Origin of the sequence: Aminobacter sp. J41, assembly GCF_000526635.1 — a bacterium.
In the GTDB taxonomy this organism is placed as follows: Bacteria; Pseudomonadota; Alphaproteobacteria; order Rhizobiales; family Rhizobiaceae; genus Aerobium.
Map to the genome: position 1 here is coordinate 74,444 of NZ_JAGL01000010.1, position 13,888 is coordinate 88,331.

The 13,888-nt window shown below is 64.3% G+C and carries 12 protein-coding genes; 3 read left to right on the forward strand and 9 right to left on the reverse strand.

Features of this window, described 5'->3' with window-relative positions:
- Window positions 1-2: 2 nt before the first annotated feature.
- Window positions 3-1,373, reverse strand: a complete 1,371-nt coding sequence (locus tag L630_RS0109290; RefSeq protein ID WP_024847984.1) for an NAD(P)/FAD-dependent oxidoreductase — start codon at window positions 1,371-1,373, stop codon at window positions 3-5.
- A complete protein-coding gene (locus L630_RS22165; protein ID WP_024847985.1) occupies window positions 1,363-3,045 on the reverse strand; it encodes a glycosyltransferase in 1,683 nt (560 codons plus the stop codon). Before L630_RS22165 ends, L630_RS0109290 begins: the two co-directional genes overlap by 11 nt.
- Window positions 3,046-3,273: 228 nt before the next feature.
- On the opposite strand from L630_RS22165, the gene L630_RS0109300 reads away from it, so the two are divergent.
- Window positions 3,274-4,383, forward strand: a complete 1,110-nt coding sequence (locus tag L630_RS0109300; RefSeq protein WP_051473181.1) for a Gfo/Idh/MocA family oxidoreductase — start codon at window positions 3,274-3,276, stop codon at window positions 4,381-4,383.
- On the opposite strand, the gene L630_RS0109305 is transcribed toward L630_RS0109300, so the two are convergent.
- The 6 genes from L630_RS0109305 to speB all read right to left on the reverse strand — a co-directional run bounded on the left by L630_RS0109305 (window position 4,378) and on the right by speB (window position 10,161).
- Window positions 4,378-5,151, reverse strand: a complete 774-nt coding sequence (locus L630_RS0109305; protein ID WP_024847987.1) for a carbon-nitrogen hydrolase family protein — start codon at window positions 5,149-5,151, stop codon at window positions 4,378-4,380. The two genes, L630_RS0109300 and L630_RS0109305, sit on opposite strands and share 6 nt — an antisense overlap.
- On the reverse strand, window positions 5,148-5,951 hold the full coding sequence (locus L630_RS0109310; RefSeq protein ID WP_024847988.1) for an ABC transporter permease: 804 nt from the start codon (window positions 5,949-5,951) through the stop codon (window positions 5,148-5,150). The genes L630_RS0109305 and L630_RS0109310 overlap by 4 nt, the downstream gene beginning before the upstream one ends.
- A complete protein-coding gene (locus tag L630_RS0109315; RefSeq protein WP_024847989.1) occupies window positions 5,948-6,805 on the reverse strand; it encodes an ABC transporter permease in 858 nt (285 codons plus the stop codon). The genes L630_RS0109310 and L630_RS0109315 overlap by 4 nt, the downstream gene beginning before the upstream one ends.
- Window positions 6,802-7,827, reverse strand: a complete 1,026-nt coding sequence (locus L630_RS0109320) for an ABC transporter ATP-binding protein (protein ID WP_024847990.1) — start codon at window positions 7,825-7,827, stop codon at window positions 6,802-6,804. Before L630_RS0109320 ends, L630_RS0109315 begins: the two co-directional genes overlap by 4 nt.
- A gap of 105 nt (window positions 7,828-7,932) precedes the next feature.
- The gene (locus L630_RS0109325) at window positions 7,933-9,021 is read right to left on the reverse strand and encodes an ABC transporter substrate-binding protein (protein ID WP_024847991.1); all 1,089 of its coding nucleotides are present in this window, start codon (window positions 9,019-9,021) and stop codon (window positions 7,933-7,935) included.
- An 81-nt stretch (window positions 9,022-9,102) separates the two neighbouring features.
- On the reverse strand, window positions 9,103-10,161 hold the full coding sequence (gene speB / locus L630_RS0109330) for an agmatinase (protein WP_024847992.1): 1,059 nt from the start codon (window positions 10,159-10,161) through the stop codon (window positions 9,103-9,105).
- A gap of 154 nt (window positions 10,162-10,315) precedes the next feature.
- Between speB and gcvA the strand changes: the two genes are divergently transcribed.
- Complete coding sequence (gene gcvA / locus L630_RS0109335) at window positions 10,316-11,305, forward strand: transcriptional regulator GcvA (RefSeq protein ID WP_024847993.1); 990 nt, start codon at window positions 10,316-10,318, stop codon at window positions 11,303-11,305.
- Window positions 11,302-12,498, forward strand: a complete 1,197-nt coding sequence (locus L630_RS0109340) for an aminotransferase (protein ID WP_024847994.1) — start codon at window positions 11,302-11,304, stop codon at window positions 12,496-12,498. Before gcvA ends, L630_RS0109340 begins: the two co-directional genes overlap by 4 nt.
- On the opposite strand, the gene lpdA is transcribed toward L630_RS0109340, so the two are convergent.
- A complete protein-coding gene (gene lpdA / locus L630_RS0109345) occupies window positions 12,489-13,886 on the reverse strand; it encodes a dihydrolipoyl dehydrogenase (protein ID WP_024847995.1) in 1,398 nt (465 codons plus the stop codon). The genes L630_RS0109340 and lpdA overlap by 10 nt on opposite strands.
- Window positions 13,887-13,888: the final 2 nt, after the last annotated feature.

Below are 13,888 nucleotides of genomic sequence, written 5' to 3' on the forward strand. Positions count from 1 at the left end.
TCTTATTCCGCCGCTATTGGCATCGCCTCGTCGCCGCATGCGGCTCCGCATACCGTGGTGCTTGGCGCCGTCAGTGCGTCAAGGTCGCGCGCTGCACGCTCGGCAAGCGCGATGGTCTCGTCGACATTGAGGTTGCCGTTGATGATCTGCGCCGAGTTGACGATGTGCAGGCCCTCGACGCTGGTGTGCATCGGCGGCACAGCCTTCGAGTAGTTCAGCGCCTGCACCGCCATCACGTTGCGCGCGCGGGAGACACGGAAGGCGACGACGTCATCGTCGGCGATGTGGGGGTACATGCGCCGGAGGTTGGAGATGCAGCGCTCGCGCAGCACCTCCTCCTTCTCATCGAACAGCGGGTGATCCGCCGGCAGATAGTGCGGCAGGTAGACGAGGCTAAGCCCGTTGAAGGTCTCGCGATCGACGACCGCCGTCATTTCGATGACACCGGTGAAGGGGATCGTCTCGTCGGCGACATAGGTGAGGTAGCGGCCCCGCAACGGCTTCTTCAGCACCACGGAGGCGCAGACGACGCCCTGATAGCGCAGGGCTGCAAGCCGCTCGCGCTCCGACTGTGCCAGCGCGGAGCACATGCGCGCGGCGATGTCGCCCGGGGCGGTAACGATGACGCGGTCGAACGTCTCGGTGCCGGCCGGTGTGCGGACGCTGATGCCGTCCGGGCCTTGCGCGATATCCAGCACAGGCTGGTTCTCGCGGCAGATGACCCCGCGCGTCTCAAGGTCGGCGACAAACGTGTTGACGATCCGCTCGTAGCCGCCGGTCACGTAGCCGAACATCTCCTTTTCGATGCCGGCGCGGCGGGCGCTGTAGAAGCGGTTGATGACGGACCAGATGAACGAGGCTGAGACGATCTTGTAGTTGTCGCCGAGCTTGGCACGCAGCAGCGGCTTCCAGATGCGCTCGTAGGTGCGCTTCCCCGACAGTTTCGTCAGCCACTCGGCGACCGGGATGCTTTCGAGCGCGACGCCATTCTTCAGCCGCGACGCGTAGAGGATCGTGAAGGCGAGGCGCGCCTTGTCGATCAGCCCGAGCGGCGGGAAACGCAGGAAGTCGATCGCATTGTTGAGCGGGTGGAAGCGGCCGTTTTCGTAGAAATCAGTGCGGGTCGTGCGCCAGTTGAGTTCGCCGTCGAGGCCGATGTCCTTGAGGAGACCCCGCATGTGCAGGTCGGACATGAGCGTGACGTGGTAGTGGCGATCCCAGGTGACCGGACCAACCGTCCAGGCATCAGCAAGGCCGCCGAAGCGGTCGGACGCTTCTAGGACGGTGATCTCCCGTCTCGGCTGTTCGAGCTTGTGGGCGAGGGCAAGACCCAGCATGCCACCGCCTACGATGCACCAGCGTTCACGAGCCATAGCGAGAGTTCCCTGTTGCCGGAGTTGCGGGAATGGCGAAGGTGCGATCACCGCGGCGCCGCAGGACGAGCCGGCGGATGAGGCCGAGGTGATTGCGGATGACCCGCACCACCTTCATTTTCGAGTGGCCGATCAGGCGGCTTTCGAGCACTGCCGGGAATTCAACGATCCGCGCATTCGACTGGTCGAGGCGGACGAAGATTTCCATGATGCCCATGAAGCCTTCGTCATCCAGCTTCATGCCGAGCACCTTCGAACGGCGGTAGACACGGAAGCACGCCGTATAGCTCGAGAAGGCGTGGTTGAGGATGTGGCGGTAGATCAGGCACACGCCCTTCGACAGCGCGAGCCGCCAGGCGGGCACGTTCAAAACGCCGCCGTCGCGGTGGTAGGGGGACGCCTGCACCATGTCGACCCCGGGCGTCAGTAGCGGGATCATCTTCGCCAGCAGGTGCGGGTCGAACGAGCAGTCGCAGTCGATGCCGCAGACGATCTCGTCCCTTGCGGCGCGGATTCCGGTCATGGTCGCGGCGGCGATGCCGCGATTGACCTGGTGGCGGATGAGCTGGACGTTCTCTTTCCCGCCGAAGAGCTCGTGCAGCTTGTTCCAGGTGCCGTCCTTACTGCCGTCGTCGACAAAGACGTAGGAGAACTCGTAGAGGCCTTCATTCTCGCGCTCGACCGAAGCGAGTGTGCTGGCGAGGTAGGGAAGCGTTTCTTCCTCATTGTAGCAGGGGGTGACGATCGTCACCTTCTGTACTTCGCGCGTCGGCGCATTGGTCTTGACGACGATCGGCGTTGCCTCGCGCGCGGCGCGGACCGGAGCGGGCTCAATCGCAAGCTGGAGATGCTCGGCGATGCTGCGGAACGAGTAGCGCTCCAGCCAGCCTTCGATGCGCTCGCGCATTTCGTCCAGATTGCGGTACTGGCGTAGCCGGCCAAGCCGGGTCGTGGCCGACACGCGCGGCTGGTCGGGGTCGAGTTCCCAGGAATGGAAGTAGAAGTGCCACGGCTCGTCATGGTGCTGGTGCCATGCGGCGACGCGGCCCTCATGCAGCCCGCGCGGCAGCTGGCGCATGTAGTTGCCACCGGTGACCGGAATTGGCACACCGAGGAAGGTGTCGGACGAGAGCGGCACTTCGGTGATGGACCAGCCATCGCCAGAAATTTCGTGGATGCGGCGCTGTTGCGGCTTGCCGATGAAGCGCGGGCCGAACGGGCGCAGGCTGGAGTCATAGCGCACGCCTGCCTCTGCGAGCACGCGATAGGGCGCAATGTCGTCAGCGGGAAGCGAGCCTTCCGCCATGCGGTAGCCAAGGACGGTCTCACCGGTCGCTTTCTCGATGGCATCGCGCGAGCGCAGGAAGTCGTCGCGCAGCTCATCGAGGCACATCTGGCTGAAATTGCGGTGGAAGTAGCCCTTGCTTGCAACCTCGTGGCCGCGCCGCGAGATTTCGGCAATCAGGTCCGGGCAGCGCTCGGCCAGCCAGCCGACGGAAAAGAAGGTTGCCCTGGCTCCATAGCGATCGAGCAGGTCCAGTACCTCGCCCGTCGACTTCTCAATACGCAGCTCGAAGCGCGGCCAGTATCGGTGCGGAATGACCTGTCGCATGGGCGCGACCTGGAAGTAGTCTTCCAGATTGACCGAGAGAATGTTCTGACGGTTATGCATGGCACATACCCCCATTGTTGGCCCTCGACTTGTGCTGGGACCTTTGCCTGCTTCGGGGTGTGCAAGGGGCATGCCACTATGCGCTGTCTCATTATGAAGCGCGGGGCGGGCGGGTTTATCTCGCGATTGAATCGGTTTAGGACAATGTGGAGAAGCTTCGCAGTAGGGAGGTGCAGCGTGGCAATCGAGGGACGTGAGCAGAAGTCAAACCGGCCGATCCGCTACGGCATGGTCGGCGGCGGGCAGGGCGCATTCATCGGTGCGGTGCATCGGATAGCCGCAAGGCTGGACGGAGAATTCGAACTCGCAGCCGGCGCGCTATCGTCGGACCCCGAACGCGCAAAGGTTTCGGGGGCGGAACTCGGGCTTGATCCCGAACGCTGCTACGACTCGTTCGAGGAAATGGCGAAGGCGGAAGCCGCCCGGCCCGACGGGATCGAGGCGGTCTCGATCGTCACGCCCAATCATGTCCACTTCCCGGCGGCGAAGGCTTTCCTTGAAGCCGGCATACACGTCATCTGCGACAAGCCGCTGACGTCGAACCTTGCTGATGCAAAGCAGCTCGCCGACCTCGTGAAGTCCAGCGGCAAGCTGCTGGTGCTCACTCACAACTACACCGGCTATCCGATGGTCCGCCACGCCCGGCAGATGGTCGCCGAAGGGCTGCTCGGGACTATCAGGGTGGTGCAGGCGGAATACCCGCAGGATTGGCTGACCGAGCCCGTCAGCAACAAGCAGGCGGACTGGCGCACTGATCCGGCGCGATCTGGCGCGGGCGGTGCGCTGGGCGACATCGGCACCCACGCCTACAACCTCGCCCGCTTCGTCACCGGGCTCGAGTTGGACAGCCTCGCCGCCGATCTCACGGCGTTCGTCGATGGTCGCCAGCTCGATGACAACGCGCATGTGATGCTGCGCTTCAGAGGCGGGGCCAAGGGCATGTTGTGGGCGAGCCAGGTCGCGCCTGGCAACGAGAATGGCCTCAAGCTGCGGATCTACGGCTCGAAGGGCGGGCTCGAATGGGAACAGGAGCAGCCAAACCACCTGTGGTTTACGCCCTTCGGCGGCGAGAAGCGCCTGATCACGCGCGGCGGAACGGGTGCCGGAGCATCGGCGGCGCGGTTGACCCGCGTTCCAAGCGGCCATCCGGAAGGCTATCTCGAAGGTTTCGCCAACATCTATGCTGAGGCAGCAAGAGCCATCCGCGCGGTGCGAGATGGCACGCCGATCCCCGAGGACGTCGTGTTCCCGACCGTCGAGGATGGCGTCGAGGGTGTCGCTTTCGTTGAGGCCTGTGTGCGCTCGTCGAAGGACAACGGCGCCTGGACGAAGCTATAGGCGCAGATCGGCCAGGTAGGAGTTCTGCTTCCTGGCCTCGGCGTAGCCGTCGGGGTCAAGGTCGGCAACGAGCAGCGCCGCCTCGCTGTCATCCTGATGGGCGAGCATTGCCCCATCCGGCGCGGCGATCACCGACAAGCCGGCATAGCGGAATGCGTCGTCCGCGCCGGCGTGGTTGGCGTAGGCCACGAAGATCTGGTTCTCGAAAGCACGCACCGGCAGCATCGACCGGGCGATGAAGGGCGAGTAGGGGCTCTCCGGCAGCGCGGTCGGTACTACGACAAGGTTGCAGCCGGCGAGCGCGAGCCGCCGGACGTTTTCGGGAAACTCCACGTCGAAGCAGATCAGCATGCCGATCTTCATGCCGGCATGTTCGAACGTGACGGCCGAAGGGGCTGCCGCCTTGCAGAGGTTTTTCTCGTAGTCGCCGTAGAGGTGCGACTTGCGATAGATGACCGGCGCACCCTTCCCATCAAGGAAGGCTGCGCTGTTCCAGACTGCGCCATCGGCCGCCTCGGCAAAGCCGGTGACGAGCGCGGTGCCGGTTTCAGCAACAAGTGCGTTTAGGCGATGAAGCGACGGGCCAGAAGCGGGTTCCGCCAGCCGGGTAATCGCATCGCCCGCGCCATAGCCGGTGACAGCCAGCTCTGGCGCGATCAGCAGATCCGCGTTCTGCGCGGCGGCAGCCCGCAGGCCGTCCTCGATCATCTTCAGGTTGGCTTCCACATTGCCGGGCAGCGCCCGCATCTGCAGAACCGCCAGCCTCACTTGCCGCCTCCCGACAGGGCGCCGAGCAGCTTCGGCAGGTCGCCAAAGCGGGCAATCAGGCCGAAGATGATGGCTGCCAGCAAGACGAAGAACACCGAAACCGAGGCCATGATCGGTGTGTAGCCGTAGCGCAGGGCGTTGAAGATCTTGATCGGCAGCGTTTCCATCGTGAAGCCCACGGTCATGTAGGCGATGATGTACTCGTTGAGCGACAGCACGAAGGCAAAGGCGAAGCCCGAAATCAGGTAGGGCAGGATCAGCGGCAACACCACGGTGCGCAGGATGGTGCGGTCATTGCCGCCCATGGTTGCGGCGGCTTCGACCAGCGAACGGTCGATCGAGGCAAAGCCGAGCGAGAGCGTGACCAGCGGCAGCGTGATGAAGAAGATCGCGTGGCTGATCGCCGCGGTCCACGCCTGCCCATAAGCGCCAACCGTCGCCCAGAAGGTCAGGAAGCCGAGCGCGGTGATGACCGGCGGCAGGATGAATGGCGCGACGCCGAGCAGGCGGAAGATGTTCGCCCACGGCGCGATGCGCCGCCAGAGGAACCACGAGAGCGGCAGCGCCATCAGCACCGCGATGGCCGCCGAGGCGGCAGCGAGCGTAACCGAATTGATCAGGGCCGCACGCCAGCCGTCGTCGGCAAAGATCTGGTAGTACCAGTTCAGCGAAAAGCCCTGCGGCGGGAAGGTCAGCGACTGCTTCTCGTTGACCGAAACGCCGGCGACGACGACCAGCGGCCCGGCAAGGAACAGCGCGACCAGCGTGAAGATGATGCGACGAAGCCCGACTTGGCTCATGCTTCGCCTCCCTTGCGCGCGCCGACGAGTAGGGTGAGCCCGACGAAAGCAAGCGACATCAGCACCAGGAACACGGCCATCGCAGCCGCGAAAGGCATGTTCGACTGGTAGATCGCCTGATCCGTGATCAGCACCGACAGCGTCCAGTGCTGAGGGCGGCCGAGCATCTGTGGCAGCAGGTAGGAACCGAGCGCAAAGACGAACACCATGATCAGCGTTGCGACGATAGTGCTGCGCATGGCGGGAACGACCACGTTGAAGAAGGCGCGCAGCGGCGAGGAGCCGAGCGTGCGGGCAGCCTCCATCAGCGTCGGATCAAGCCGCACGATGGCCGGATAGAGAACGAGCACAGTGTAGGGCAGTGCCTGGTAGACCATGCCCGTCAGCACCGCGCCAAAGTTCGGCGACAGTGCCTGCGCCTCGCTCATCAGGCCCATCCAGACGAAGATGTTGGTGATGCCGGCGGTGCGCGAGAAGAGGGTGGTCCAGGCAAAGCCGATGATGACTTCGGACAGCGACAGAATCGACAGGATCACCACCAGCCAAACGATCTGGACGCGGCGCGACGCCTGCGCCAGCAGCCAGGTGAAGGGGAATGCGATGATGACGCAGACCACCGCCACGATCACGGCGAGCATGATCGAGAAGCCGAGCACGCCGCCGAAGAAGGCGGAGAGGAAGCGCTCGTAATTGTCGAAGATGAAATCACGCGAATAGAAGCCGGCCGGGTCGCGGCGGAAGAACGACACCGCGATCATCGTCGAGAAGGGAATGACGAAGAAGACCAGCAGCATGATCGCCGGGAAGGCGAGCGGCGCGTAGTCGGCCAGGCTGCGGGGCGGTTCGCGTCTCATCCCTTGAGCACCACGCAGCTTTCGACCGGCAGCCGGACGCCGACGGCGTCGCCGGCGACAAAGGGCGTACGCTCGCGCGGGGTCGTCACCGAGACGATCGAGACGCCCTGGACGTCGACGAAGGTTTCGATGGTGCCGCCGAGGTCGCGGACGAAGGTGACGGTGCCGGTCAGCGTGCCCTGTTCGGGCGCGACCAGGCGCACGTCTTCCGGACGGATCGACAGATGGCCGCCGGCCGATCCCACGGCCATGCCGAGGCTCGGGAAATTGGTGCCGAGAAGGTCGCCATTGCCCTTGAGAGGCAAAAGGTTGGTCATGCCGATGAAGTCGGCGACGAAGGCGTCGGACGGCTTGCGGTAGACCTGGATCGGCGAGGCGGCCTGGCGAATGCGGCCTTCACCCATGACGACGACGAGGTCGGCCATGGTCATGGCTTCGCGCTGGTCGTGGGTGACGACGATGGTGGTGATGCCGAGCGACTGCTGCAGCTGGCGCAGTTCGACCTGCATCGCCTCGCGCAGCTTGGCGTCGAGTGCCGACAGCGGTTCGTCGAGAAGGAAAAGTTTCGGGCGCAGTGCAAGCGCACGCGCGATGGCGACGCGCTGGCGCTGGCCGCCGGAAAGCTTGGCAACGGGACGGTCGGCGAGGCCCGGGAGGCGGACGAGGTTCAGCAGCTCGTCAACGCGCTTCTTCTGCTCTGCCTTGTCAACGCCGCGGATGCGCAGCGGGTAGGCGATGTTCTCGCCCACGTTGAGATGAGGAAAGAGGGCGAGCGACTGGAACACCATGCCAAAGTCGCGCTGGTGCGTCGGAACGCCCGTCATGTCCTTGCCGTCAAGGACGATCGCGCCGGCGGTGGGGTCTTCAAGCCCGGCAATCATGCGCAGCAAGGTCGTCTTGCCGCAACCGGACGGTCCCAGCAGACACACGAAGGTGCCATGCGGAACGGAAAGATTCACGCCATCGACCGCGTTCACGGAGCCGAAGCGCTTTGTGAGATCCTGTAGCTGGAGCCCCGACATGCAGTCACCCTCTTAAGGGCCGCGGGCGGTCTGGGTGCCGCCCTGCAGCGTGATCCGGATTTCCTCGTGCCATCAGCACGAGGAAATCGCAAGGCGGGATGATGATCAGCCCGCGATCATCTCCGTCCACTTCTGGTTCAGCCAGTCGGACTTGGAGGTGTAGAGGTCGTAGCGGGGGATGATCGGATCGATCTCGGACGACACGGCTGCGAACTCTTCGTCGGTGAGGTCGAGCAGGTCGCGGCGGACGGTTGGGGCCGTGCCGACCTTGCGCGACAGCTGAGCCTGAATCTCAGGCTGGCACATGTAGTCGATGAAGATGTGTGCCTCTTCGCCCTTCTGCGAAGCGCGCGACAGCGCCCAGCAGCCGGAGTCGAGGATGCCGCCTTCCTTCGGGAAGGTCGAGCGGACCGGGTGACCATCGGCAGCCGCGAGGCCGGTCACGTCATGGTAGTACTGGCCCATCGGGATTTCGCCCGACTTCAGCGCCTGCTCGAACTGAGCCTCGTCACGGTACCAGAGGCGGACGTTCGGGCGAACCTCGGCGAGTTTCTCGAAGACCTTAAGCTGGCCTTCCTCGGTGTCGAGGGCGTTGGTGCCGCCGAAGAAGGTCTTGGCGGTAACTTCCAGCAGGAACGAGTTGGAGACGAGCGCGAGCAGGCCGAGCTTGTCCTTGTTGGCCTCATCCCACAGCGCAGCCCAGCTTTCCGGCGCATCCTTGTAGACGTCGGTGTTGGTGACGAGCGTGATGTACCAGGCCACAGCACCGATGCCGGCAACGCGGCCATCCGGGTACTTGTTGACAAACTGGTCGAGGAGATTTCCGGCGTTCTTCAGCTTGGCGGTGTCAAGCGGCGTCCACAGTTCGGTCGCCTGGCCCTTCAGCATTGCAACCTGGGACATCATCGACAGGTCAGCCGGAGCCTGGCCAGCGCGGGCAGCCTGCTCGAGCTGAACAAGCCATGCCTCGCCCGTCGGCTCGGCAATTGACTCGACGGCGATGCCGGTTGCCTTGGTGAATTCCGGGAAGATGTGCTTGTCGAAGGAATCCTTGAAGTAGCCACCGTAGACGCCGACCTTGATCGAGCGGTCCTGCGCGCGAAGGATCGACGGCATGGCAAGGATGCCGGCCGTGGCCAGGCCCGCGCCGAGTGCGGCGCGGCGACTGATCCTGGTTTCAAAAATCTTGGTCATCGTGTTCTCCTCTGTATGGGCGGTCTTGGGTTGCGCCCTTTGTGTTATGTTTAGCCGTTTGCCGGCTAGCATAAAGTGTGTTCAGCGGGACTCGCCAGTCACGAATGGGCTGAAAACCATCAGGCTCAGGATTTCGAACAGCATCTGCGCGCCGGCGTGCGCGGTGTTGGTCGTGGAGTCGTATTGCGGCGCCACTTCAACGACGTCGCCGCCAACAAGGTTCACGCCCTTGAGACCGCGGATCAGCTCGAGGATCTCGCGGCTGGACGGACCGCCGATCTCCGGCGTGCCGGTGCCGGGCGCGTAAGCCGGATCGAGGCTGTCGATGTCGAAGGACAGGTAGGTCGGGCCGTCGCCGACCACTTCCAGCGCCTTCTTGATGATCGCCGGAATGCCCATGGCAGGCATTTCCTCTGCGTGGATCACCGTCATGCCGGAGTCGTAGGAGAACTCCCACAGATATTCGGACGAGCCGCGAATGCCGATCTGGATCGTGCGGGTCGGGTCGAGCACGCCGTCCAGCACCGCGTTGCGGAACGGGCCGCCGTGGTGGAACTTGGTGCCGTCGAACGCGCCCGAGGTGTCGCAGTGCGCATCGATGTGGATCATGCCCACCGGGCGGTCCTTGCCGACCGCCTTGAGGATCGGATGGCTGATCGAGTGGTCGCCGCCGACCGAGAGCGGCACGACGCCGGCCGCGACGATCTTGCCGATCCAGTTCTCAATGTCCTGATGGCTCTGCTCGAGCATGTAGCGGCTGCGGAACGGGACGTCGCCCACGTCCGCAACACGCAGCTGCTGCACCGGCGCGCAGTCAAGCACGTGGTTGTACGGGCCGACGCGCTCGATGGCGCGAACGGCGCGGGGGCCGAATCGAGAGCCCGGGCGGTTGGTCACGCCGAGGTCCATCGGCATGCCGACGATCGCGACGTCGAGGTCGCTGAAATCCGGGTTCTTCGGGTCAACCTGGCGGAACGGCGCATCAAGGAAAGTCGGGATGCCGGCAAATGGTGCAACACGCGTATTGCCCGAGAAGATGCGGTCGGCAACACGCCGGAAGCGCGGGTCATAGATGTCGCCACCGCCGCCTTCGCCATACCGCTCGCGAAGTTTGGCGAGTTGTTCGTCGTTCCAGCTCATGATCAGACCCCATTCTCGGTGCCAGCTCTTTCCGCGATGCGGCGTTCCCTGTGCCGGCATTTTTGAGGGATCGATCGTGCGTCATAAATCTTGGAAATTCAATTGATATTGTTGTACGCTATCGTGTGAGAAAAATTCACAACCGGGGATATGTTTGGTCAAGCGTTTGCCGCCTCTGAATCCGCTGCGGGCCTTCGAGGCGACCGCGCGACTGGGCTCGCTGACGCGGGCAGCGGGCGAGCTCAACGTCACGCACGGTGCGATCAGCCACCAGATCAAGGCGCTGGAGGCCGCGCTCAATGTCCGGCTGTTCGAAAGGGACGGCGCGCGGTTCCGGCTGAGCCCGCAGGGCGCGGAGCTTTTGCCCGCGGTTTCCTCGGCCTTTGATGCCATCGCGGCCGCGACGGCGCGGATGGAACGGCCGGTGACGGCGGGCTCGCTGTCGGTCACCTGCGTTCCGGCGCTGCTGTCGCTGTGGGTGATCCCACGCCTTGCCAGTTTTACCTCACGCTTTCCCGAAATCAGGCTGAAGCTGGAGGGGAGCAATGACGCGGAAGCGCTGCGCTCGCCGGATGTCGACGTCTCGATCCTTTATGGCGATGGAAGCTGGACCGACTGCTGGGTCAAGCGCTGGTCGCATCTCGACCTTTTTCCAGTTCTTAGCCCGACACTGATGAACGCCAAGCCGGTGCGCACGATCCGCGACCTCAGCAACCACGTGCTGCTGCACGCCGACGACGGGCGCGAGTGGCACCAGTGGCTGGCGGCGGCCGATGCGCTCGACCTTGCGCGCGGGCCGCAGCATCATCTCAGCGATGCGCGGCTGGCGACCGAGGCTGCCCTGCACGGGCATGGCATCGCGCTGGGCGACACGATGACGGCGGCGGGCCTGCTCGCCAAAGGCCAACTGGTCGCGCCGTTCAACCTGGCGGTGCCCGCCGCCGACGCCTTTTACGTTGCGTGCCGGAGTGACCTGCGCTCCGTGCCGGTGGTCAGCGTATTCATAGACTGGCTGTTTGCGCAGCTGGAGGAAGAAGATGCCCGCGCCGAGCCGCAAGGCCTGGCGCTCAGGACAAAGCTGCGTAGCGCTGATGGCGCACGCAGCAAGCGAAAAGTCACTTCGAACGCAAAGACAAGAGCATGACGTCAGCAGATTACGTGAAGCCGTCCTTCAACCCGCTGGTCGAGAAGCTGGCGCCACCGCCGATCCCGTCTGTCCAGGCCTGGGCGCGCAGCTATGACGGCGCGCACGGCAACCTCATCGACATGTCGCAGGCCGTGCCGGGCTACGCCCCGCATGCCGACCTTCTGAAGTGGCTCTCTGATGCTGCCGGTTCGCCTGCTTATGCCGGCTATGGCGCGATCGAGGGCGATCTTGAACTGCGCAAAGTCTACGCGGAGCATGTCGGATCGCTCTACGGGACGATGCTGACGGCGGCGAACATTCACCTCACCGCCGGCTGCAACCAGGCCTTCGTCGCGACGATCACCGCGATCGCCAAGGCGGGCGATGCAGTGCTGATGACCAATCCGTGCTACTTCAACCACGAGACAACGCTGCAGATGATGGGCATCGAGCCGCGTTACTTCCCTTGCCACGCCGAGAACGGTTTTGTGCCGCGCGTCGAGGATGTCGAGGCGGCGCTGGATGGCGTAAAGGTGCTGGCGCTGGTGACGCCGAACAACCCCACCGGCGCTGTCTATCCGGCCGAAGTCATCAGCGAGATCTTCGAGCTCTGCCGCCGCAAGGGGATCTGGCTGGTGCTCGACGAGACATATCGCGACTTCATCGAGCCCGGGGCAGGGCGCCCGCACGCGCTGTTCGACGTCAAGGATTGGCGCGACTACCTCATCCAGCTCTACAGCTTCTCGAAGTCTTTCTGCATTCCTGGCCATCGCCTCGGCGCGATCACTGCGAGCGAAGCCGTCATCGAGCAGGTGGCGAAGGTGATGGACAATCTGCAGATCTGCGCCCCCCGCACGCCACAGTTTGCCGTGGCCAGGGGCATCCCGGCGCTGGTCGACTGGCGCGAGGAAAACCGGTTGGAGATCGGCCGCCGCGCTGCCGCGATGCGCGCTGCGTTTGCCCGTCAGAACGGCTGGCAGCTGCAGGCGATCGGCGCCTATTTCGCCTTCGTCCGCCATCCCTTCGAGGGACTGACCTCGTCGCAGGCTGCCGAGCGTCTGGCCAAAGATTTCGGCATTGTCACGATCCCCGGCTCGTATTTCGGCGAGGGGCTCGAGCAGCACCTGCGCGTTGCATTTGCCAATGTCGACGCCGAGCAGATCGCTGAAATGGGCAAGCGCCTGCGCCGCATCGACGTCGATCAGATGTGAATGGCGTGACCGAGGGCTTTCAGGGCGGCTTCCTGGAAACCTTCGCTCTGCGTCGGATGGGCGTGGATGGTGCCGGCAATGTCCTCCAGCCGCGCCGCCATCTCTAGTGCGAGCGAGAAGGTCGCCGACAGCTCGGAAATGCCTGAGCCGACGCCCTGGATGCCGACGACGAGGTTGTTGTCGGCCCGCGCGACGACCCGGACGAAGCCAGCCTCGCCCTGCAGCGTCATCGCCCTGCCGTTGGCCGCAAACGGGAACTGGCCGACCTTCACCTCGATGCCCCCCTGCCGCGCCTCATCCGGCGACAAGCCGACGCTGACGATTTCCGGATCGGTGAAGCAAACGGCGGGGATCGCCCGCTTGTCCCAGCTGCGGCGCTTGCCGGCGATGATCTCGGCAACCATCTCGCCCTGCGCCGTCGCCCGATGCGCCAGCATCGGCTCGCCCGTGACGTCGCCAATCGCATAGATGCCCCGCATCGACGTGCGGCACTGTTCGTCGATGCGGATGAAGGGGCCGGCCATATCCAAGTCGATTTCTTCGAGGCCCCAGCCGTCAGTCTTTGGCCTGCGGCCGACCGTGACGAGGATCTTTTCGGCGCTGATCGTCTTCTGGTCGCCCTCCGCGGTTTCGATGACGAGGCCTTTGCCGTCGGAGGCAAGGCCCTTCGCCTTGACGCCGGTCATCACCGAAACGCCAAGTTCGTCGAGCCGCTTGAGAACAGGTCGGGTCAGCTCCGCATCGTAGAGCGGCAGGATCTTCGGCAGCGCCTCGACGACTGTCACCTTCGATCCGAGCTTGGCGAAGGCGGTGCCGAGTTCCAGGCCGATATAGCCGCCGCCGACGACGGCCAGCACTTTCGGCACCTCCTTCAGCGCAAGTGCTTCCGTCGACGAGATCACATTGCCGCCAAACGGCATGAACGGCAGCTCGACCCGGGCGGAGCCGGTGGCGATCACGATCGTCTCGGCGCGGATTACCTGCTGCCCGGTCTCGGTCTCGACCTCCAGCGTCTTGCCGTCGCGAAAGCGCGCATGGCCGACCACAGCCTTCACGCCCGCTTTCTTGAGCAGGCTGACGACACCGGAGTTGAGACGGCCGACGATGCGGTCCTTCCAGGCCACTGTCTGCGAAAAGTCGATGGTCGGGGAGCCATGCGAAATGCCAAGAGGATCGCGCCCCGCGGCAAACTTCGTTGCTCTGTAAAACTCGTCGGCGGCGTGGATGATTGCCTTCGATGGGATGCAGCCGACATTGAGGCAGGTGCCGCCGGCTTTCGCCGCCTCGACGATCACCGTGTCGATGCCGAGCTGGCCGGCGCGGATCGCGCAGACATAGCCGCCGGGGCCTGCACCGATTACCGCGAGCTTGCAGGAGATTTCCTTCATAG

Coding starts and splice junctions, on each gene's coding strand:
- L630_RS0109320 (WP_024847990.1), bottom strand. CDS start 7,827: ATGTCGGGGCTCCAGCTACAGGATCTCACAAAGCGCTTCGGCTCCGTG.
- speB (WP_024847992.1), bottom strand. CDS start 10,161: ATGAGCTGGAACGACGAACAACTCGCCAAACTTCGCGAGCGGTATGGC.
- L630_RS0109315 (WP_024847989.1), bottom strand. CDS start 6,805: ATGAGACGCGAACCGCCCCGCAGCCTGGCCGACTACGCGCCGCTCGCC.
- L630_RS0109310 (WP_024847988.1), bottom strand. CDS start 5,951: ATGAGCCAAGTCGGGCTTCGTCGCATCATCTTCACGCTGGTCGCGCTG.
- L630_RS0109325 (WP_024847991.1), bottom strand. CDS start 9,021: ATGACCAAGATTTTTGAAACCAGGATCAGTCGCCGCGCCGCACTCGGC.
- L630_RS0109290 (WP_024847984.1), bottom strand. CDS start 1,373: ATGGCTCGTGAACGCTGGTGCATCGTAGGCGGTGGCATGCTGGGTCTT.
- L630_RS22165 (WP_024847985.1), bottom strand. CDS start 3,045: ATGCATAACCGTCAGAACATTCTCTCGGTCAATCTGGAAGACTACTTC.
- L630_RS0109300 (WP_051473181.1), top strand. CDS start 3,274: ATGGTCGGCGGCGGGCAGGGCGCATTCATCGGTGCGGTGCATCGGATA.
- lpdA (WP_024847995.1), bottom strand. CDS start 13,886: ATGAAGGAAATCTCCTGCAAGCTCGCGGTAATCGGTGCAGGCCCCGGC.
- L630_RS0109340 (WP_024847994.1), top strand. CDS start 11,302: ATGACGTCAGCAGATTACGTGAAGCCGTCCTTCAACCCGCTGGTCGAG.